Annotated in this window: 32 protein-coding genes; 23 read left to right on the forward strand and 9 right to left on the reverse strand. The window is 43.3% G+C overall.

All coding sequences use genetic code 11. From position 1 onward, the window contains the following. Positions 1-258: 258 nt before the first annotated feature. The 3 genes from HCR01_RS20635 to HCR01_RS20640 form a co-directional block, all read right to left on the reverse strand. The gene (locus tag HCR01_RS20635; protein ID WP_226889482.1) at positions 259-990 is read right to left on the reverse strand and encodes a hypothetical protein; all 732 of its coding nucleotides are present in this window, start codon (positions 988-990) and stop codon (positions 259-261) included. A 32-nt stretch (positions 991-1,022) separates the two neighbouring features. Next, positions 1,023-1,247 carry a hypothetical protein gene (locus HCR01_RS38870; RefSeq protein ID WP_226889483.1) on the reverse strand — a complete coding sequence of 75 codons (225 nt, stop codon included), beginning with the start codon at positions 1,245-1,247 and terminating at the stop codon, positions 1,023-1,025. 266 nt (positions 1,248-1,513) lie between these two features. Continuing rightward, a complete protein-coding gene (locus HCR01_RS20640; protein ID WP_193197956.1) occupies positions 1,514-1,741 on the reverse strand; it encodes a hypothetical protein in 228 nt (75 codons plus the stop codon). 200 nt (positions 1,742-1,941) lie between these two features. Here HCR01_RS20640 and HCR01_RS20645 point away from each other — a divergent pair, with 200 nt between their 5' ends. From HCR01_RS20645 to HCR01_RS20705, 20 genes are all read left to right on the forward strand, one after another. After that, positions 1,942-2,841: a hypothetical protein gene (locus HCR01_RS20645; protein WP_226889484.1), complete on the forward strand. Its 900-nt coding sequence runs from the start codon at positions 1,942-1,944 to the stop codon at positions 2,839-2,841. A gap of 11 nt (positions 2,842-2,852) precedes the next feature. Next, positions 2,853-2,981, forward strand: coding sequence for a hypothetical protein (locus tag HCR01_RS40065; protein ID WP_264299929.1), 129 nt, complete (start codon positions 2,853-2,855; stop codon positions 2,979-2,981). A 241-nt stretch (positions 2,982-3,222) separates the two neighbouring features. Then, positions 3,223-3,396 carry a hypothetical protein gene (locus HCR01_RS38875; protein ID WP_226889485.1) on the forward strand — a complete coding sequence of 58 codons (174 nt, stop codon included), beginning with the start codon at positions 3,223-3,225 and terminating at the stop codon, positions 3,394-3,396. Further along, entirely contained in the window at positions 3,389-3,586 is a 198-nt protein-coding gene (locus tag HCR01_RS20655) for a hypothetical protein (protein ID WP_193197957.1), read from the forward strand. Before HCR01_RS38875 ends, HCR01_RS20655 begins: the two co-directional genes overlap by 8 nt. Positions 3,587-3,701: 115 nt before the next feature. Continuing rightward, complete coding sequence (locus HCR01_RS40470; RefSeq protein WP_320073144.1) at positions 3,702-3,968, forward strand: hypothetical protein; 267 nt, start codon at positions 3,702-3,704, stop codon at positions 3,966-3,968. A gap of 21 nt (positions 3,969-3,989) precedes the next feature. After that, entirely contained in the window at positions 3,990-4,169 is a 180-nt protein-coding gene (locus tag HCR01_RS40475; RefSeq protein ID WP_320073145.1) for a hypothetical protein, read from the forward strand. A 71-nt stretch (positions 4,170-4,240) separates the two neighbouring features. Then, the gene (locus tag HCR01_RS40480; protein WP_320073146.1) at positions 4,241-4,531 is read left to right on the forward strand and encodes a hypothetical protein; all 291 of its coding nucleotides are present in this window, start codon (positions 4,241-4,243) and stop codon (positions 4,529-4,531) included. A gap of 81 nt (positions 4,532-4,612) precedes the next feature. Then, a complete protein-coding gene (locus HCR01_RS20665) occupies positions 4,613-4,828 on the forward strand; it encodes a hypothetical protein (protein ID WP_193197958.1) in 216 nt (71 codons plus the stop codon). A 224-nt stretch (positions 4,829-5,052) separates the two neighbouring features. Next, positions 5,053-5,244, forward strand: coding sequence for a hypothetical protein (locus HCR01_RS20670; RefSeq protein ID WP_226889486.1), 192 nt, complete (start codon positions 5,053-5,055; stop codon positions 5,242-5,244). Next, positions 5,241-5,699, forward strand: coding sequence for a DUF1392 family protein (locus HCR01_RS20675; protein WP_193197959.1), 459 nt, complete (start codon positions 5,241-5,243; stop codon positions 5,697-5,699). The genes HCR01_RS20670 and HCR01_RS20675 overlap by 4 nt, the downstream gene beginning before the upstream one ends. A 38-nt stretch (positions 5,700-5,737) precedes the next feature. After that, entirely contained in the window at positions 5,738-5,992 is a 255-nt protein-coding gene (locus HCR01_RS20680) for a hypothetical protein (protein ID WP_193197960.1), read from the forward strand. A 283-nt stretch (positions 5,993-6,275) separates the two neighbouring features. After that, positions 6,276-6,761, forward strand: a complete 486-nt coding sequence (locus HCR01_RS20685; protein ID WP_193197961.1) for a hypothetical protein — start codon at positions 6,276-6,278, stop codon at positions 6,759-6,761. Then, a complete protein-coding gene (locus HCR01_RS20690; RefSeq protein WP_226889487.1) occupies positions 6,752-7,609 on the forward strand; it encodes a hypothetical protein in 858 nt (285 codons plus the stop codon). Before HCR01_RS20685 ends, HCR01_RS20690 begins: the two co-directional genes overlap by 10 nt. A gap of 17 nt (positions 7,610-7,626) precedes the next feature. Next, complete coding sequence (locus HCR01_RS38880) at positions 7,627-7,905, forward strand: alpha-ketoglutarate-dependent dioxygenase AlkB (RefSeq protein WP_226889488.1); 279 nt, start codon at positions 7,627-7,629, stop codon at positions 7,903-7,905. Between the two features lie 27 nt (positions 7,906-7,932). Beyond that, the gene (locus HCR01_RS38885) at positions 7,933-8,247 is read left to right on the forward strand and encodes an alpha-ketoglutarate-dependent dioxygenase AlkB family protein (protein ID WP_226889489.1); all 315 of its coding nucleotides are present in this window, start codon (positions 7,933-7,935) and stop codon (positions 8,245-8,247) included. A 128-nt stretch (positions 8,248-8,375) separates the two neighbouring features. Continuing rightward, positions 8,376-9,815 carry a DUF3854 domain-containing protein gene (locus HCR01_RS38890; protein WP_226889490.1) on the forward strand — a complete coding sequence of 480 codons (1,440 nt, stop codon included), beginning with the start codon at positions 8,376-8,378 and terminating at the stop codon, positions 9,813-9,815. A gap of 2 nt (positions 9,816-9,817) precedes the next feature. Beyond that, positions 9,818-10,114 (forward strand): hypothetical protein, encoded by a 297-nt coding sequence (locus HCR01_RS38895; protein WP_226889491.1) that lies wholly within the window; start codon positions 9,818-9,820, stop codon positions 10,112-10,114. Further along, complete coding sequence (locus HCR01_RS38900) at positions 10,115-10,474, forward strand: hypothetical protein (RefSeq protein ID WP_226889492.1); 360 nt, start codon at positions 10,115-10,117, stop codon at positions 10,472-10,474. A gap of 28 nt (positions 10,475-10,502) precedes the next feature. After that, positions 10,503-11,204, forward strand: coding sequence for a hypothetical protein (locus HCR01_RS38905; protein WP_226889493.1), 702 nt, complete (start codon positions 10,503-10,505; stop codon positions 11,202-11,204). A 38-nt stretch (positions 11,205-11,242) separates the two neighbouring features. Then, complete coding sequence (locus HCR01_RS20705; RefSeq protein WP_226889494.1) at positions 11,243-11,524, forward strand: hypothetical protein; 282 nt, start codon at positions 11,243-11,245, stop codon at positions 11,522-11,524. Positions 11,525-11,713: 189 nt separating this feature from the next. Here HCR01_RS20705 and HCR01_RS20710 read toward each other — a convergent pair whose 3' ends face one another. The 4 genes from HCR01_RS20710 to HCR01_RS40815 all read right to left on the reverse strand — a co-directional run bounded on the left by HCR01_RS20710 (position 11,714) and on the right by HCR01_RS40815 (position 13,482). Then, positions 11,714-12,010, reverse strand: a complete 297-nt coding sequence (locus tag HCR01_RS20710; RefSeq protein WP_193197962.1) for a cupin domain-containing protein — start codon at positions 12,008-12,010, stop codon at positions 11,714-11,716. Positions 12,011-12,043: 33 nt separating this feature from the next. After that, positions 12,044-12,679, reverse strand: a complete 636-nt coding sequence (locus HCR01_RS20715; protein ID WP_226889495.1) for a DUF1579 domain-containing protein — start codon at positions 12,677-12,679, stop codon at positions 12,044-12,046. 93 nt (positions 12,680-12,772) lie between these two features. Beyond that, positions 12,773-13,315, reverse strand: a complete 543-nt coding sequence (locus tag HCR01_RS20720; RefSeq protein WP_193197963.1) for a GNAT family N-acetyltransferase — start codon at positions 13,313-13,315, stop codon at positions 12,773-12,775. A gap of 68 nt (positions 13,316-13,383) precedes the next feature. Next, a complete protein-coding gene (locus HCR01_RS40815; protein ID WP_413773957.1) occupies positions 13,384-13,482 on the reverse strand; it encodes a hypothetical protein in 99 nt (32 codons plus the stop codon). 175 nt (positions 13,483-13,657) lie between these two features. Here HCR01_RS40815 and HCR01_RS20725 point away from each other — a divergent pair, with 175 nt between their 5' ends. Further along, positions 13,658-13,795 carry a hypothetical protein gene (locus HCR01_RS20725; protein ID WP_193197964.1) on the forward strand — a complete coding sequence of 46 codons (138 nt, stop codon included), beginning with the start codon at positions 13,658-13,660 and terminating at the stop codon, positions 13,793-13,795. Between the two features lie 260 nt (positions 13,796-14,055). Here the strand turns inward: HCR01_RS20725 and HCR01_RS20730 are convergent, their stop codons facing one another. After that, positions 14,056-15,087: an NADP-dependent oxidoreductase gene (locus HCR01_RS20730; protein WP_193197965.1), complete on the reverse strand. Its 1,032-nt coding sequence runs from the start codon at positions 15,085-15,087 to the stop codon at positions 14,056-14,058. Between the two features lie 94 nt (positions 15,088-15,181). On the opposite strand from HCR01_RS20730, the gene HCR01_RS20735 reads away from it, so the two are divergent. Both HCR01_RS20735 and HCR01_RS20740 read left to right on the forward strand, forming a co-directional pair. Beyond that, positions 15,182-15,331 (forward strand): hypothetical protein, encoded by a 150-nt coding sequence (locus HCR01_RS20735; protein ID WP_193197966.1) that lies wholly within the window; start codon positions 15,182-15,184, stop codon positions 15,329-15,331. A 358-nt stretch (positions 15,332-15,689) separates the two neighbouring features. Continuing rightward, positions 15,690-15,872, forward strand: coding sequence for a hypothetical protein (locus HCR01_RS20740; protein ID WP_193197967.1), 183 nt, complete (start codon positions 15,690-15,692; stop codon positions 15,870-15,872). Positions 15,873-15,929: 57 nt separating this feature from the next. Here the strand turns inward: HCR01_RS20740 and HCR01_RS20745 are convergent, their stop codons facing one another. Beyond that, positions 15,930-17,048, reverse strand: coding sequence for a ParB/RepB/Spo0J family partition protein (locus tag HCR01_RS20745; protein ID WP_193197968.1), 1,119 nt, complete (start codon positions 17,046-17,048; stop codon positions 15,930-15,932). Between the last annotated feature and the right edge of the window lies 1 nt (position 17,049).

The raw sequence follows: 17,049 nt of genomic DNA on the forward strand, positions 1-17,049 counted from the left end.
GATTTTTCATCTTCTGAAATCCTATTTGGTTTTGTTCATTTCTAGCCAGTTGCAGAGTGATGGCGTTCACTTACGAGCGCTGTATCAATTATGTAGAGCTATTCTACAGCACTCACGCTTACAACTGGCGTAGCACGGGACACTAGAAGCGGAAAGTTGTATCTTATCCTTCGTACAACTTCTTGGCTGTCCCGTTGTGTTACTAACTCCATTGAAACTGTAAGCCAAAGACATTGGATGCCAAATTGCCAAAATTGTTCAGGGTATTTTCCCATACTCCGACTCCAGAAGCGTCAATAATTTCTCTTCCATAGCAGTAAGATAAGGCCGATTCAGCTTCCCCAACGACTGCAACAGATTTTTGACTGTCTCCTCCAGAGAATCGGAATATATTCGCGCAAGGCGATCGCTAAGCTCCTGAACCTGCTGACACTCCTGCGGCAAATAGTCAAATGACTTGAGGTGCTTCAGCCCAACTGTCAGTTCTCCATCCCAAAGTTTCACGGTGCAACTGAACTCATTTGCTGTGGTGACAATCGCCCAGCAACCACCCTTGCCCCTTAGTTCAGGATTATCTTTGACTAAGATCTGGCAAACTTCGTCAATTTGGTAGGTGTTTGGTACTTTTGTCCGTTCTATAATACGCTGTACTACATCGCTGACAATCCTAGCGGATGGAATTTTATTACCAGCTTGTTCTACTGCCTGTTGCCAGACCTGTCGCTGTTGCTGAGGTTCAAGTTTAGTCATTGGACGAATTTGTCCTTCGCTGGTAGGTAAGATTTGTAGCTGATCGGAGTGGACTGTAGCAGGATCATCTTCAATTTCATTTTGTGTCCAATTTGGACACATTTTCATCAGGTTATCAAATACAGCCGAAGCTTCGATTAATCTGTAAGGATGACGGCGTTGAAATCCAAACCTATCCTTGCAATACTCCTCAAAAGTGCTGTGCGTGGAACGGTAAAGCCTTCTGTTCCTCAATTCCATTAACGCTTTACCTGCTTCAAAAACTGCTCTTTCTACTTTCCTCTCCAAGTGCAAGCGGTAAGCGTAGCCATGCCGTTAGGCTTATCGCTTTGCTCTTGCTCAGTTAATTCTGGAACTTCAACAGCAGTAACGTTAATTGTTACTAAGGCTAGGTTGTCCTGAAGGGAGATATCCTCATTTGCAGAGCTAGTTGCTGAAGTTGAATCGGTAGATGCGGCAGAGGTGGTTTTGTTGCGCTTGCGGGGTGGTTTGTTCATGATTCCACCTCTTTTGGTTCAGTGGTATTTGCTCTAGGTTTTAAGTTAATTGCTTGATTGCAGACTAGTTAACTGATTGCGCCATTACCACCGTCTGATTGTCAAGTTGTTGCAATACACGCTCTAATGTTGCTTTAATCTGGTCTAGTCTGCTTGAACTGTCTTAGGTCATAGCCAAAATACAGATACAAAGTAAAGATACAAAAACTTTCTGTCAATCAATGAGGCGCAATGAAAATTCCGTCGGGTCAATAAAAATGCACTCATTAACTAGCATCGATTTCTTTAATATCAAAGTCCTTTATTTTTAAGAAATCTGCTGTACGGATCAATCTCTCCATACATTCGGAGCGAGTAATACCTGCCGCCTCTGCTAATTGATCAAGCATCTCCGATGCAGATGGAGTCAACATGAATTGATACTGTGTTTTCTTTTCACCATGTGCTGACGGCACAGCTTTTTTAGCTCTCGCCATTGAAACGAATATATGCATCTGTTTACCTCAATAGATTAACAACTCTAGACTATCACCAATATATTGATATGTACATATTGATATCAATATATTGATGTCATAAGATAGTGTGCATGGGGCTAACGGCTAAAACTAAAGTCTCAAAAACAAAAGGCGACCGCCCTAGCCTGAGAAACTGTGCGATCACCTTTTTTTCCAAATACATGGAGATTTCAATTATGACTTATCTCATCTACACACAGCAATCCCTTTCTCGCTACACCCTCCCGCGCCTTAAAAAAATTGCCGCAGAACTAGGCGTAACACCCACCGGGGACAAAAGAGCGGCTGAAACCTGGATAAACGCAATCATCACTCACCAATCCAACCAGCTTCAGAAGGTTGACAATCAAGCCCTCGCCCAAGCCGAACTCGACAACTACATCGCTGACCAAGCCCAAGCTGTAGCTCCTGAACCACTGACAACTATAGAAATCAACTCCAACCACTACGAGGTTTACTGTGGTAAACAACTCATCGCCTACATCGCGTATGACCACGACGAATTCGCAACCCAGCCTTGGCTAGTGATGGTCAATGGTAAAGAGAAATTCCGCGATACCACAGTTGCCCGATGCCAGCGCTTCATTTCTTGGCATCACAAGGATGGAACTCTTAGAGAAACACTACCAACACCAATTGAAATCGCAGAAGCTCCCACCATTGTGGAAATCTCGTTTTATGACCAGGAAGCGTTTGTAGGGGACAAACTCGTAGCCAGCATTAGCTACGACCACGGCAACTACCAAAACCTTTACTGGCGCGTACTGGTAAACAACGTTAAGATTTTCCGCGACCTCTCAGCCGCCAGATGCCACAGCTACATCAAACAACAGTATCAGCAAGGTACGCTACCAGTACAGGAACAGTTACCAGAAGAAGTTTGCACCACTGGGAACGAAATCATGGCGCAGGTTTTCAACGAGTGCGAAAAGTACGGGTTTGAAATACTGGACGATGGGATTTACCAGAATGACGTGAAACTGGGCGAGGTTGGCTGTACTGATAGTTGTTGGTGGGTGATACGTACAAGAGAGTCTTACAGAGAGTACCGTGTAACTCTGCATTGGATGCAGTAGGGTGGTTATCGATGCCAGCATTACCCCATGCAGAAGTTGACTGCGAAGAATTGTTAGATCGACCGTTTGAGATGCTCAATTCTGACCAATGGCAACTTCTGAGGGAATATGAGCCGAATTTGGATTTGGTAGCGGCGTAATTCTCACACATACGAAGCGCGATCGCACTTCTATTCACATCCAGGGCGATCGCCTCTCACCACATCCTCACTAACCACCAATTCATCTATGCAACCGACAATATCTATCCCATCTGATTGGGACTACCCTCGTTTTACCTTGGAACAGCGCACACAATAGGGCATCATTCTGGGGCTTGAATACTGCCCAAATGGTACAGAACTGGCTGAACAGTTCGGTGATGGTTGGCGTTATGCGCTGATGCCTGACAAAAACTCCGACGAAATATTGTACTTGCAAGAGAATCAAATTCAACCCCTATCTCCACAGGAATTATTCACACAAATCACCGCAGAAATTGACTTCTACCAACGTCAAATAGCAATACTGCAACAACAGTTATCAATATTAACCGGAGGCTTTACCAATGGCTAATGTTGTTGATAACTATGTGGAACGAACTTCAGCTAGATTGTTGCGTTCTCGACGTCGGAGTGGTGGTTCTATTCCTTTACATCGCATTCAGTTTTCCCAAACCATTGTTCAATATCTGCTTGATAAAAAACTAGTCCAAGTGCAGAACACTGGATACGGCTTTTTACTGGCTGTTATGGAGCGTTTTTAACTAGCGTCAATGAGAAAGCAATCGCCTGGATATGTGCCGTTTATTCAGACGATTGCAAAGTATTGAAAGTTACTTACATACTATGAGCCTTTTATTGTCGCACACTTTAGGAAATATGAACACTGAAATTAAACTCGGTCTTTGCAATCCTCCTGAACCTGTTTACTTATATGTCAATCAGGGTGAAATAAATGGGGAGTCTTTTGTCTGGTATAAGTTCAATATTGAACAGGATAAGAAAATCCCAGTTTCTCAACGTGCATTAACTGGGTATTTGTCATCACTGCGATTGACGACAAAAGAATTCAAGGGGAAAGACAACCTGAAACTTGATATTGTTGTCAGTGCCGATGAGCTTTATATTATCAAAACTGGTCTATAAACCAACTTTGCTAAAAGCTTTTTGTTAGCTGCATCATTATTCCAAGACTTTGATAAACCACTAATTATTGCTGCTACTGGTGGAGAAGAAAACACGGTATTCTGCAATCTTTATGATGCTGCAACAAAAACCAAGATTAGAGGGAATGGAATAAAGATGCAGACTGGGGAGGCATTATTCATGATATCCAATGTCTTTTAGGTGGCACATCCTCAACTATTCCACCAACACCAAAACTTAGTGTAGTTCTTCAACCAATCCACCCACAAGATTTGCGAGTAAAAAACATTCGCACTCTACTTGATTATCCACTTGATTTGGTCAAAGAGTGGTTGCGATTTCAAGACGTTGAACTTCCTAGCTCATTACTTGAAGAAAAGATTGATGAACTTATCAAAACTATGTGTTTAGCTTGGGCATCTGATAAGTGTGAGCATCCTAATCATGCTGAATCTTCGTATCAAAAGCAAGTAGTTGATGCAGTAGCCAATAGTACTGATGAGCTAACAGCAATCAAGACATGGACGCAACACTTGCAAACATCAAAAGCTGGGGCAATGTAACGCGTTTCTGAATATAGGAGTCAGTAAAACTATCACTTCTGACTTCTATAACATTCTAATAATTACACAGGAACTACCAATATGAGAGTCATCATTACAGTTATTGAAAAAATTACCAGTGAAGCCTACTTAGATATTACTGATGGGCTTGATGAATCTGCCATCAGACAACACATCACTGACTTATATAACAGTGGGGAAATGCTGACTAATTTGAATATATTTCAAGTGGATTTTGAATCTATCAGCGCCCGGATTCTCCCAAATCAATCTGACATCAATTCTATATCTGTATAATAATTGGAGAGCCAAATATGACTATCAAATAGACACCGGAAGAACTAGCAATTATCGAGGCTAAGGCTGAAGTTTATACCGTCAAACAAATCGCCTCTAGTTTAAAAAGACGAGGATATCATCGGTCAACTAATGCCATCGCTTTGAAATTAAACAGTTTAGGTTACTCAGTTCGCCCTACTCTCGATAACTACTCTTGCAAAGAAATAGCTAAAGTTCTTTGTTTGAGTTTGTCAACCGTTTGTTTTTGGGTAAGACGAGGTTGGCTTAAAGCAACAAAGCGTTCTGCTAAACATTATCAAGTTAGAACTTGGCATCTCAAACAATTTCTCTCTAATCCACCACAACATCTCAAAAAACGCATTGCCTCTCTTGATAAAGAAGCCATTAACTACTTGTTGGGGGGACGAGCATGATTGACTTTCATCACACACTTTATCTGTGCTGGTATCTTTCTCCTCCCTGGTGTCAAGAAATCCCACTTGTTGAAGTCAATTTACTAGAGAAAGTCTATATCTGCACCACGAGAACATTCGGTTATTGCTGCGGTATTCGCTGGGAACAAGACCGATGGATTTATGCGGTTATTTGCAACGAGGATATTATCTACACCACAGAACATCAAATCATTGGCACTGGTGAAATGCAACTCGCTACCCAAGAATTACCTGCTTTTGTATTGGGTGATCGCGTCATGCTCCGTTCCGATGACCAATGGACAAAACAACGTATAGTTCTGGGGATTTACTTACTTAACAAGTCTTGGTTTTATTACGTCGAATCAATGCCCCCTGCACTCAAAGAAACCACCAGTTTGAATGACCGATTAGCTTTTGTACCCCAAAAGAATTTGGTGCGGGTGCTTTTTTAGCAATCGCTCTCTGTCTGACGTTTTATTAGGACTGCTATATGAGTTTCTCATTCAACCAAAATGTCTTAATCACCAAAGATCATTCCATTGCCCCAGCTTTCTCTCCTGTCGAGGAGCGACTGCAAACTTTGGTCGAGGCAATGAAGACTTTGGCTGAACTTACAGGTGGTAGGCTCAACCCTGACCTCGAACAGCATTTTCTCGACTGTGCCGCTAATCTCTTAGCTGAACATAATCGACAATATGCAAGCGAGTTTGTCACAAAGAAGCCACGGCTAATAGTCAAAAAGTAAAAACGACCGCACACATCAGAGAGAAAGCGCGCAACATCTCTCCTTACATTTTCCAATTACTCCCTGCAAGTACTCTCCAATCACACAAGTAAAAATTATGTATCAAATCGAAATTATCTAAATCATCAAACAGATTAGAGAAGAAATTTCAGTTGATTATAACCGTCGAAATAAAATTAGTATTAGAGCCATAGAAAGAATAGCTGGAGTAAGTAATGGGACAGTCTTTAAAACTTTAAACACAATTAATTCTGAACCATCAAAACTGGCAATAAAAATACGATTGCAAGGGATAAACGTTGATTCTTGGCGTACTAATGAAATACCAGATGAGGGTGTTTACTTAATACTTGAATATTATGCGTTTGAAGCTGGTAAACGCTGTACTCAAAGGGCAAGGCAAGCTATTAAGCATTTTAGCCAATACAAAAGTTTTGATGGTTTAGTTTATTCAGATTTTCAATCAGGACAGCATTCTCCAGAAAAGAGAGTTAAAGTTTCTCTTCTTACAAAGATTAATAAAATGTCTCATCCTGTCGTTGAAGTAAATACTCCTGTTGAAAAAATAGACATTTTGACTGATAAGGAGATTATAGAAGTTAAAAGAGTCTCTGGATGGAAAAGTGCTGTGGGGCAAATATTAATCTATGGCCATTACTATCCAAATCACCAAAAAAGGATTCATTTATTTGGAAAATGTAGCCCTAACATAAAGCAACTTATTCAGCTTCATTGTGACCAATTCAATATTCAGGTTACTTGGCAATAGCTTCATTGCACAAGCTCACTAAGTGCAGTTTTACCTTTATTTATTATTACTACACTGATCCATTTTTTGAAAAAGCCAGAGCGAGTACTATATCGCAAATCGAAATTGCCCAAATCATTGAACAAATAAAACAAGAGATAGAGGTTGACCCAGACGGTCGGGGTAAGGCCAGTATTAGAGCAACAGCAAGACTAGCTGGGGTAAGTGATATGGCTATTATCAAAGCGTTAGATAGTGCAAAGCTGGAACCATCTAAATTGTCTAAAATCCTGATGGAACAAGGGTTTGATGCCACAAACCAAAATCAGTGGCGCACTAATGGTATCCCCGACAAAGGAATCGCAATCATCTTAGAATACTACGCCTACGATGCTGGGAGATACTGCACTAAACAAGCCAGACTGGTATGCCGTTCATTCAACACCATTGGTGTTCGCGCTTGGATGCAAGATATCACGGGCTGGACTAAACCTGCCGCACCTGCCGAGACAGCAATGACCCAAATACAGTTACTCGCTGCGATCGCTAAACATTTGGCAGAACAAGAACAGCGCTTATTAGAGCAACAACAGCAACAAACTGAAGTACTTGCAAGGCTGAAAGCACTAGAAATTGAACAAGATCGTTTCAATACTCCATGCGGTCATAAGTATAGCATTGTCGGTTTTACTACTCTACAAGGATTAGAAATATCAGTGAAGGAAGCGAGTACGAAGGGACGCAAAGCAAGTGCTTTGTGTCGCAAACAAAATATCGAAATCGAGCGCATACATGACCCACGCTTTGGACGAGTTGGGCTGTACCCCGAAAGTGTGCTGATCGAAGTTTTCTGTGCCAACCAAAATTAACGAATGGAGAAAATATCATGCAACAACTTAATCTATTTCAAGAATCCTCACCAATTTTACCCGTCACCTACTACCCCGACTTCTTGACTCCTGAACAAGCAAACGAACTCTACCAACACTGCCTACAACTGGAATGGCGGCAAAACCAAATCAAAATGGTGGGGAAAATTATCCCTGTGCCTCGCCTGGAATGCATCTACGGTGATGCAGGCTGTGATTACCTGTACTCCAACAGCGTGTTTTTGAAACCCCTGAATTGGACAGAAGCCCTGTCTAGGTTACGCGTTCGTCCTTGACGTTGCCGCAGGCATCGCATCACCGCATTGACTGGTTATAACTTCCGTATCGTCATCGGCAACCAGTATCGCACAGGGCAAGATTCGATTGGGTGGCACGCAGATAACGAGGAATCAATGGGGCTTAACCCAGCCATCGCATCTGTGAGTCTTGGTAGTGTTCGCAAGTTTCAAATCAAACCCAGGAATGGCAAATCTACTGATTTGTGGTTAGAACACGGCAGCTTGCTTGTGATGCATCCTGGTTGCCAATCAACGCACCTTCATCAAGTTCCCAAAACCAACAAAGTAGTTAAAACACGTATTAATCTCACTTTCCGACCACACACCGGAGGGAAATAAGAGGGTAAGGGGAAAGGAGGAAGAATTTTAACCCTTTCCCTTTAACTTTTCCCCAGCCTAAAAAGCTTTCAAAGCGGCATTCCCCATAGTGCCGCCCCATTTTCATGCGTAAAAATATTGGAGGGGATATGCCTGCAATTGCAAATAATAATAACAACGATTTAGCACAAAACCATTACCAGCAATGGGTGAAGGGTTCCGCCGTTGACCCTGTACTCACTGCAATAAATGTCCGTTCCCTAAGTAGGAATGAAGTATACGAGTATTTGTTGTACGCCCTACCTCAAACCGCCCGACGCAACGATCTACGATTACGAGACGGATACTTAAGAAGATATGCCCACGCCACAGAGAGTGCATGGTGGGTAAGCGGACTTGACCCCTTGAACAACTGGCTACCAATGCGCTGGGAAAGGATGAAACCAGATTCCCCGCGCTTGGAATGGGACAACGAAGCCCAACAGTACACCGAAAAGCCTATCAAGTACGAGTCACCACCCAAAACCCCGAACCGCCTCACCTATCTGCGAGTACCGCTGCATATCTGGAAGCTGGTAGCTCTGCGGTATGATTTGCCGATGCCAGAACTGATTACCGTTACCGAATCAGGGGAAGCGTTAGGGTTTTGGGTTTGGGTGATGGCACACCCCGAAATCTCTGTAATCCTTACCGAAGGCGAGAAGAAGGCAGGTTGTTTGTTGTCGTTGGGATTTGCAGCGAGCGCACTTCCCGGCATTTGGAATGGTCGGATTGGCAAGGAAGATTTAGAACGCCTGCACCCTGATTTAGTCCCAATGGCCCAACCAGGGCGGAAATACATTGTATTATTCGACTACGAAACCAAGCCCAAAACCAAATGGCAGGTTTTCCAAGCCACTCACCGTACTTGTCAAGCTATCCTACAACAAGGCTGTGTTTGTGAAGTAGCGTTATTGCCTGGGCCGGAAAAAGGGATTGACGATTGGGTTCTTGCACTGGGCAAGAAAGCAGATAAAGCTGTCACCACGATGATTGCTGATGCTCTTACTTTAAACGAGTACCAACAAAGATTTTTCATCAATCGCGTTAGAGGACTGCGTAAGTTCAAGCCTAATGTGACAGTCAATACCCGTTATCTTTCCCAAGCAATTTACTCTTTACCCCAATCTGGCTTGGTTGGTTTAGCGTCCGATATGGGAACCGGTAAAACTGAAATCTTGGCGATAATCAGAAGAGATAACCCAGGCTTGAGCTTTTTGAACAATGGGCATTGTGTCAACTTACTGAAGAATCTTAGCGAACGCCTGCCAACTGCCATGTACTCTGCGATTTCTTGCGGTGACTGGGCTAAAGCTAAAGCCCTCAGCATTACTGTTGACTCACTGTATAAAATGGCGAGTGATTTGCAGGTTTACGATGTTCTATTTATTGATGAGGCCTGCCAATATCTTGCTCACCTACTAAAATCCAAAACCTGCAAGTCACACCGGGGGGATATTCTGGAGGTGTTGGAGTATCTGGTTTACAACGCCAAACTGGTTGTTTTGGCTGATGCTCACTTGGATGATCTTACTATCGAGTTTTTTTGAGAATGCGTCCGGCTGGCGAAAAACCATTCATCATCAAAAACGAGTATCGTTCTGGTGGCCGTCAGGTTCATTGGTACGAGGGTAAAAACAGCAGCGCGCTCGTTGCCGAATTTCATGCTCAACTGATGTTGGGTAAGAAACTGATGATGGTCAGTGACAGCAAGCGCTTTATCAAAAAGTTGGAACGCGCTTTGAATGATGGGACAAATCTTCGCTCTGATTTGCGATCGCTCCTGGAGGAAATGGGCAACGCAATTATTCCAATGGGTGACGGGGCAGATGTTGGAGCTGCTCGGTAGATGAAGGCAGCGGATATTGCCATCGATGAGGAGCATTATCGTAAGGTAGCCGATGCCAAAGATATTGACAGTAGGACTTACACCAGCAGACAGCATCAGGATTATTTAAAGCCGGAGGAGGTTTTGGAGTGTGAGAAGTTCCGCATTCAGGATACCTACGGGATGAGCGTAACGCCGGAACTTGTGGAGAAGGACGACGGCGGGAAGTTGATTAAAAAGATTGTGGCATTAGAGGCAATCTTGGCCAAGCCAGGGGAGGCGATCGCTGATGACCAGGGACGGGAGTTTGTAACACCGCCTGCTGTTGTGGTGGAACGGGATAAGTCAGAACGCGCTCGCTTGGCTATTTGTTTGTACTGACTGGAGTAATCATTCTACCGCGTGGCTTATGCGTCATCGATTAGGACTAAGGGCAGTACTGATGGATTTGATAGCAGGGGCTGAGGTTACTGGGAATGAGGCTATGGTTGAAGCTCTAGCGGATTTTTCCAAGCGCAATGCACCTCACGTCAAGGGGATACTCAATCTCACTATTCCTCCTGACGAATCCCCCTCGTGGATTTTGGGGCAGTATCTTGCTCAACTTGGATTGTCTACAGAATCGCGGCGACCGTTAGAGGATGGGAAACGGGTTCGGTATTACAGTCTTAATACTGATGATGTTGCATTTGCTCGAAAGGTGCTGGATTATCGGCAACAGCAGCGTGAAGAAAAGGAACGAAGACGACAGGAGGAACAGGAAAGAAACGCGACTTACGCAGCTAGAATACAGACACAATATGGAGTTAATGCGATTAGACCTTCATCTAATCTTCCGTCCACACCCCCTAATAATGGAGATGAGAATAATAAATGGGGGGGTATGGACACAGATGAAAGCCTCAGTAATAAGTGGAGGGAGAGAGTTAAATATTATGCTCAGTTAGTTGTCCAAAAGGTAGAATCAGGAGTCGGCATGGTACAAGAACTACTCAGTACGCTGACGAGCGATGAAAGGTGGGGAGTGATGGTCGAGTTTGAGGAAGCTAACGTGGAAAAGTTTGGTCAACTGATGGCATCTGCGCCCGATTGGGTGGAGTGGATGGGGTGAGTTGTGTTGCTTACGATGGCACAACAAACTCGGAACTCATGCTCGATCATTTTGGAGTGAGTGAAGCCAACTGGCAGGGCGCAACGGCAAAGGAACCGCACTTCATCATTTCTGAAACGCCGCATTATGTTGGGCGTGCAGTTGCCTATCTGGCTGGTGATCCACAAGTGGTGTGCTGGAATGGACAATCGCTTTCCAGTGGGCAACTGGCGCAGGTTTATGGCTTTACCGATCTCGATGGCTCTCAGCCAGATGCGTGGCGCTATATTCGTGAAGTGCAGGAAGTGGGTAAACCTGCTGATGCGACCGGATACAGGTAATGTTCGAGTCACAGAACTTCGTATTCGTTGACAAACTTCACATTGAAATTAGCGTTCGTTTGAATTTCGCGCACCTACTGTCTTCTCGGTCGATTCTGCGTTCCTTCACCAGGAGTGATGAATAACATCGAACTTGGTGTATGAACTTTAGCTGTATGCCATATCCCACGAGGGACAAGAACATAAGCACTAAGCACCTGGAGTACTCAAGCATACCCTATTTTCCGCTCCGTCTTGCTCCAGGATTAAATCGACCTGACCTGAAAACAGACAAACAAACTCTTCTCCGGCAGGGTGCATTTCCCAGGTATCCCAGTCTTGATCGAACGTAAACTGTGAAACGAGCCGCTTTCCCTTAAAGTCACCAAATTTGTTTTCCATCTCTGCAAAAAAGCGATCGCTTACTGGGATTGGAATGGTATCACCGTCTTCTCCAAGAACAAGATAGGTAGAACCGATGGTAAATTGAGCAAGTTTACTAGTCATTGGCTATTGCCTCCGTTCCGACTTGGCATTTTACTAATACTTGCGTCGATAGTTTACAGTCATAAACTGATGCCATTGCCCGTCATCGCCCAGCACATGAGATGTCATCGCCCGATGATTATCATTCTTGAACTCGATTACATCTCTGTAACTTGCCATCTTCTCATCGCCCGTCATCGAGGGCCCGTCAGAATTAAGCGTTAGCATGTTTTTAGCCGCGTCCAATTCGCCGTCGTACAACCACAGATAAGTCATCATTGACCCAACCCAAGTGCCTACATAGCGTTGCTTCTGCGGGTCATATCCGAGCGTTATTATCATTGTTGCCGCACCACCACAGGGTATTTCGCCCTGTCCTTCAGCTATAACCCAGAGTCCACCAATTGATCGCACACTTTCCGTTCCTGTTGCTCTTTCAGACGGCTGATCTGGACTCATCATTGCCTCTGTTTCATAAGTCCACTCACCGACGAGTTTCTGTAACCACTGATGTTCCTTTTGTGGCCCAGTATTCATTGTTGGCTCCTGTTGTGTTTTGGTTGTCTCCATTGCTTTAGCTCCTTTTGATGAATTATTGAGAAATTGAGGAATGCGATTAGCGCGAATTGCAACACCGTAAGCAAAGCCGCCCCAAGTGGCTAGAAACGTCGTAAAATGATGGAAACTCAAGATTTAATAGTACATAAATACTATCATAGATTGGCTAATTGAGGTTTTTGACTGGCAGATTGACGAAAACGTTCTGCTTCTGCTGGCTCTGCCCTACCGCGATGCGATCACACTTTCATGATGCCAATCTCCTCGGTTCACGCTATAAACTAAGCAGTCATCGTTACCAAATCGTCGAGACTCAACAAATTGGAAACCAAAACGTTCATAGAAGCGGTGAACGCGGGTATTGCTGGCAAGTGGATCTACGAGTACAGCCGTCACAAGCGGGTCAGCAAAACATCGAGCAAGTGCAAGCTGCATCATTTGGGTTCCATAACCTTTGCCCAAATCAGTCTCTTCCCCAATCCAGATATCAATAGCGCGAAGATTCGCCGGAACATCACCCCAGTAGTGACTATCCTCACGTGCCGGATCGATGATCTGGATAAATCCGATGGGACGACCATCAATTTCAGCAATCAATTGCTCCCTCCATTCGGGGGAGCGGTCAAGTTCTACCTCCCAGCCCCAGTCATCGTTAGGATCAGAGTTAACCACGTGAGGTTGCTCATCCCAATGTCGCAGCAGATCCAAATCAGCCAAGGTAGCAGGGCGGAGGTTTATCCTCATCGGAGGTGGTACGGTATAGTTCATGCTGTTTCTCCTATTTTTTCAGTAACCCACTGGACGAGTTGAATCACGACACCGTTGGGGTCTGTGACTTAAAAGAATCTTTCACCCCAAGGTTCAGTCTTGATCGCGGTTGTAATCTTCACACCTTCTGATTGACTTCGCGCATATTCCTGATCGATATCATCCACAACAATGGCACGATCACCGGATCAGTTACTGACACACACGATATTCCCCAAACATTAGATGAGGCTGTTCAGGGCTGGAAGGGGCTAAAGCTGAGATTGCAGCAAGGACTGGAAAGCGCAGGTCGGTTCTAACAAGAACTTGTTGCCAAAGTCGGTGAGGCTGTTGGGATCGCTGATGGTGAGCCTTACTGGAATGCCTGCGTGGGGCGGTGGCAGGTTTGGGTTAACTTTGGAAGCGGGTGTAGGTCTGTGGTGTGCGATTGGGTCGAGTGCCTTGGGCGACGCTGGGATTAACGCACTTACGCTAAGTTAGTTGGTGGGAAAAAACACAATCATGTTAAGAAAGATAAACAAAGCTAAAACCCTCTTCCTCTCCTGTATTCTGCCTCATCTTAACTACAAATATTCACGCCGTTCTACTTATTGCTGTTTATGCCGCTTAATGGCATAAAGTCGAGCTAAGACATACCCGCTCTGTGTAGCTTTCCGTACTCCTTGGCAGAACCCGTAGGGTAGGGTAGTGACTGCCGTGCAAAGAAACGGTATAAAAATATAGGAGAATTTATCAATCACTTAAACAGGTTCTTCTGAAACTTTAACAGCTAGTTTTCCTATTTTGTTACCGTTAAATAGTTTAAGAATAGCCGATGGTGCATTTTCTAAACCTTCAACAATCTCTAATGCATATTTAATTTTTCCTTCGTTAACCCATTGCCCAATATCCTTGATTGCTTCGCCAAATCTTGAAGAATAATCCAGAATAATAAACCCTTGTACTCGCGCTCGCTGCATGAGAATTTGGCTATAGTTGTAAGGCCCAGGTACAGGCTCAGTGGCATTATAAGTTGAAATCAAACCACACAGAGGAATACGTGCGTGCAAATTAATTTTGGTTAGCACAGCATCCAAAATTGCACCGCCGACATTATCAAAATAGACATCAATGCCATTAGGACATGATTTAGCTAATGCTGTTTCTAAATCTGCTGTTTTATAGTTGATAGCGTCATCAAAGCCGAGTTCTTCTACAAGCCAACGGCATTTTTCATTACTGCCAGTTATCCCAACTACACGACAACCCTTAATTTTGGCAATTTGTCCCACGACAGAACCAACGGCTCCGGCTGCGGCTGATACAACTATAGTCTCACCAGATTTGGGTTGTCCGATATCTAAAAGTCCAAAATATGCTGTAAAACCTGTAGCACCTAAAGACCCGACAAATGCAGAGAGTGGGCAGGGTAAAGGATGAGGTAGTTTAGTAATACCTAAACCAGTGTTACCCAAAGCCAGAGCATAATCTTGCCAACCAAGTACCCCAGAAACTAAATCCCCTTTCTGAAAATCGGGATTTTTTGACTCTTCCACTACGCCAATTACAACACCGCGCATGACTTGCCCAATTTCAACTGGCGGCATATATTGTGGGCGATCGCTCATCCAAATGCGATTGGTAGGATCTAGGGAAAGATAGATAGTACGTACCAAAACTTCACCATCGCTAGGCTGAGGAATCGGTTCTTCTCGGTACTCAAAATTACTAGCTGTAATATCACCAACCGGACGTGATGCCAAGCGAAACTGTCGATTTTTGCCTGTGTTCATAGGTTTAATAAATTTATAAACAGAATATGTTTAATCAAATCTTAGTTTAGTTGTGTTAGCTAATTTCTTTAGAAAGATTCATTAATGGTGAATCTTGGGGCAGTATTTAGAGCAACTTGGATTATCTACCGAGTTTCGTCGTCCCGTTGAGAATGGCCAATGGGTTCAGTACTATCGGTTGAATACTGAGGATATATTGTTTGCACAGAAGGGACTGGAGTATCGACAACGGCAGCGCCAATAAAAGCGGGAGCATCAAGAGGCTTATGCAGCTAGGATGCAGACTCAGCAAAGACTAGAGATGATTAGGCCCTCATCTAATCTTTCGTCTACCTCCCCAATAATGAAGATGAGAGTAATAATTGGGGGGTATGGACACAGATGAACAACTCAGTAATACGTGGTGATAACGAGTTAAATATTATGCTCAGTTAGTAGCCCAAAGAGTAGAGTGCGGGATGGAGATGGTACAAGTAATACTCATCACCCTCACAAGTGACGAGCGTTGAGAGGTGATGGTAGAGTTTGAGGAGGTTGAATCGGAGAAATTTGGCTAGTTGATTGCATTTACTCCCGATTGTGTGGAATGGATGGCGTGAATTGTGGCGATCTCTATAAGACTGTGGCGGCGGTTAATGAATTCTCAAGTAGCGATGGCGAAGACTTTAACAGGGAAAGCTCTCTCATCACAAACTATGCCCAAATACTTGGGGATGGCATTAAGCATGGGGTTGAGGCTGTTAAGGGCATCCTCAAGCTATACGGTAAAGCGAATAGCATCTTAAGCTTTTGTTTACGAATCAGATCTAAAACAAGTTTCCTAACATAGCTAAGATATTTAGTTATTTTGTACTAGCAATAACTTTGTCAATTTCTACTAATTTTTGTTGTAAAAGAGAGCGCATCTGGTGAAGTTGTTCACTACTACTTTTTGATAGCAAATCTGATGATATTTCATTTACTTTCTCAAGTATGCCTTTTAGCTGCTTCAAATCTGGTTTTTGAGACTTCAAGTATTTAGTTTTAATTTGTCTAATTAATTCACGAGTTTCTGGAACAGTAAGATTTTTCTTTAAAACTTCATTAGTTGCTGTAACTCGTTCATCAGTAGCTTGATTTTCTGATATATCTAATGCCTTAACTGAAAGTGTTGCTAAGGCTAGAGCATGAGCGCCCTTAAGCCCCTGTTGCCGAATAGCCTGTTTCAAATCTAGAGGCAAGTACAGCATTGGTATAAGATTAGCTTTTACAGAACTGGGATTTAAACCTAGCTCTAACAGTACTAACAATAACTTCTTTTCTATATCTGTAACCTTGAGTAGTTCTAGTCTTTGTTCCTGTTCCTCAGCACTATAATTTACTAACTTTGCTAATTCTTTACTGTTGTTATCTCTCTCTATTCTTTTAATTACTGTTCTCAATATTGTAGAAACTTCATCAATTTCTAACTCAAGAGACTTCGTTACTTCTTTGAAGACTGCTTCAGCTTTATCTAAAGGGTTCAAATCTTCAAAACCAAGAAATGTTAACAGTGCAGATTGATCTAAGTCATCAGGCATTGAAACTACTACAGCCCGAATAGATTTCCAACCAAGTAATTTTGCGCCTTCAGTACGTAGTTGCCCATCTAACAGTATGTAACGACTATTACTCTGCCGTACTAAGATTACTGCTGAAATCTGCCCATGTTTTTTAAGTAGTCGTGCTTTTGCCTGTATTAATTCTGGTGTAATTGTCTGCCGAGGCTGATTAGGATTTGGGTCAATGAGATTTAAATCAATTTGTACTTCTCCTGATTGATTTTGAAGTTGTTCTCGTAGCTTTTGCAGTTCACTCTCTAATTCAGGAGATTGTGCGGCTCTAAGTCTTTCTATCTCTACTTGAAGTTCAGTAATTTTTTGTTCTTGCTCAGTTTTTTGAATTGCGCTGCTAAATTTACTAGCAATTTTAGGCAAAGCCATA

The sequence above is a fragment of the Nostoc sp. MG11 genome (genome assembly GCF_014904695.1).
Lineage (GTDB): Bacteria > Cyanobacteriota > Cyanobacteriia > Cyanobacteriales > Nostocaceae > Komarekiella.

Coding starts and splice junctions, on each gene's coding strand:
- HCR01_RS20635 (WP_226889482.1), bottom strand. CDS start 990: ATGGAATTGAGGAACAGAAGGCTTTACCGTTCCACGCACAGCACTTTT.
- HCR01_RS20720 (WP_193197963.1), bottom strand. CDS start 13,315: ATGAACTATACCGTACCACCTCCGATGAGGATAAACCTCCGCCCTGCT.
- HCR01_RS20675 (WP_193197959.1), top strand. CDS start 5,241: ATGATTGACTTTCATCACACACTTTATCTGTGCTGGTATCTTTCTCCT.
- HCR01_RS40470 (WP_320073144.1), top strand. CDS start 3,702: ATGAACACTGAAATTAAACTCGGTCTTTGCAATCCTCCTGAACCTGTT.
- HCR01_RS20655 (WP_193197957.1), top strand. CDS start 3,389: ATGGCTAATGTTGTTGATAACTATGTGGAACGAACTTCAGCTAGATTG.
- HCR01_RS40065 (WP_264299929.1), top strand. CDS start 2,853: ATGCCAGCATTACCCCATGCAGAAGTTGACTGCGAAGAATTGTTAGAT.
- HCR01_RS20730 (WP_193197965.1), bottom strand. CDS start 15,087: ATGAACACAGGCAAAAATCGACAGTTTCGCTTGGCATCACGTCCGGTT.
- HCR01_RS38870 (WP_226889483.1), bottom strand. CDS start 1,247: ATGAACAAACCACCCCGCAAGCGCAACAAAACCACCTCTGCCGCATCT.
- HCR01_RS20725 (WP_193197964.1), top strand. CDS start 13,658: ATGGTGAGCCTTACTGGAATGCCTGCGTGGGGCGGTGGCAGGTTTGGG.
- HCR01_RS20680 (WP_193197960.1), top strand. CDS start 5,738: ATGAGTTTCTCATTCAACCAAAATGTCTTAATCACCAAAGATCATTCC.
- HCR01_RS20640 (WP_193197956.1), bottom strand. CDS start 1,741: ATGCATATATTCGTTTCAATGGCGAGAGCTAAAAAAGCTGTGCCGTCA.
- HCR01_RS38900 (WP_226889492.1), top strand. CDS start 10,115: ATGAAGGCAGCGGATATTGCCATCGATGAGGAGCATTATCGTAAGGTA.
- HCR01_RS20710 (WP_193197962.1), bottom strand. CDS start 12,010: ATGACTAGTAAACTTGCTCAATTTACCATCGGTTCTACCTATCTTGTT.
- HCR01_RS38895 (WP_226889491.1), top strand. CDS start 9,818: ATGCGTCCGGCTGGCGAAAAACCATTCATCATCAAAAACGAGTATCGT.
- HCR01_RS20645 (WP_226889484.1), top strand. CDS start 1,942: ATGACTTATCTCATCTACACACAGCAATCCCTTTCTCGCTACACCCTC.
- HCR01_RS38875 (WP_226889485.1), top strand. CDS start 3,223: ATGCCTGACAAAAACTCCGACGAAATATTGTACTTGCAAGAGAATCAA.
- HCR01_RS20665 (WP_193197958.1), top strand. CDS start 4,613: ATGAGAGTCATCATTACAGTTATTGAAAAAATTACCAGTGAAGCCTAC.
- HCR01_RS38905 (WP_226889493.1), top strand. CDS start 10,503: ATGCGTCATCGATTAGGACTAAGGGCAGTACTGATGGATTTGATAGCA.
- HCR01_RS38890 (WP_226889490.1), top strand. CDS start 8,376: ATGCCTGCAATTGCAAATAATAATAACAACGATTTAGCACAAAACCAT.
- HCR01_RS20745 (WP_193197968.1), bottom strand. CDS start 17,048: ATGGCTTTGCCTAAAATTGCTAGTAAATTTAGCAGCGCAATTCAAAAA.
- HCR01_RS38880 (WP_226889488.1), top strand. CDS start 7,627: ATGCAACAACTTAATCTATTTCAAGAATCCTCACCAATTTTACCCGTC.
- HCR01_RS20705 (WP_226889494.1), top strand. CDS start 11,243: ATGCTCGATCATTTTGGAGTGAGTGAAGCCAACTGGCAGGGCGCAACG.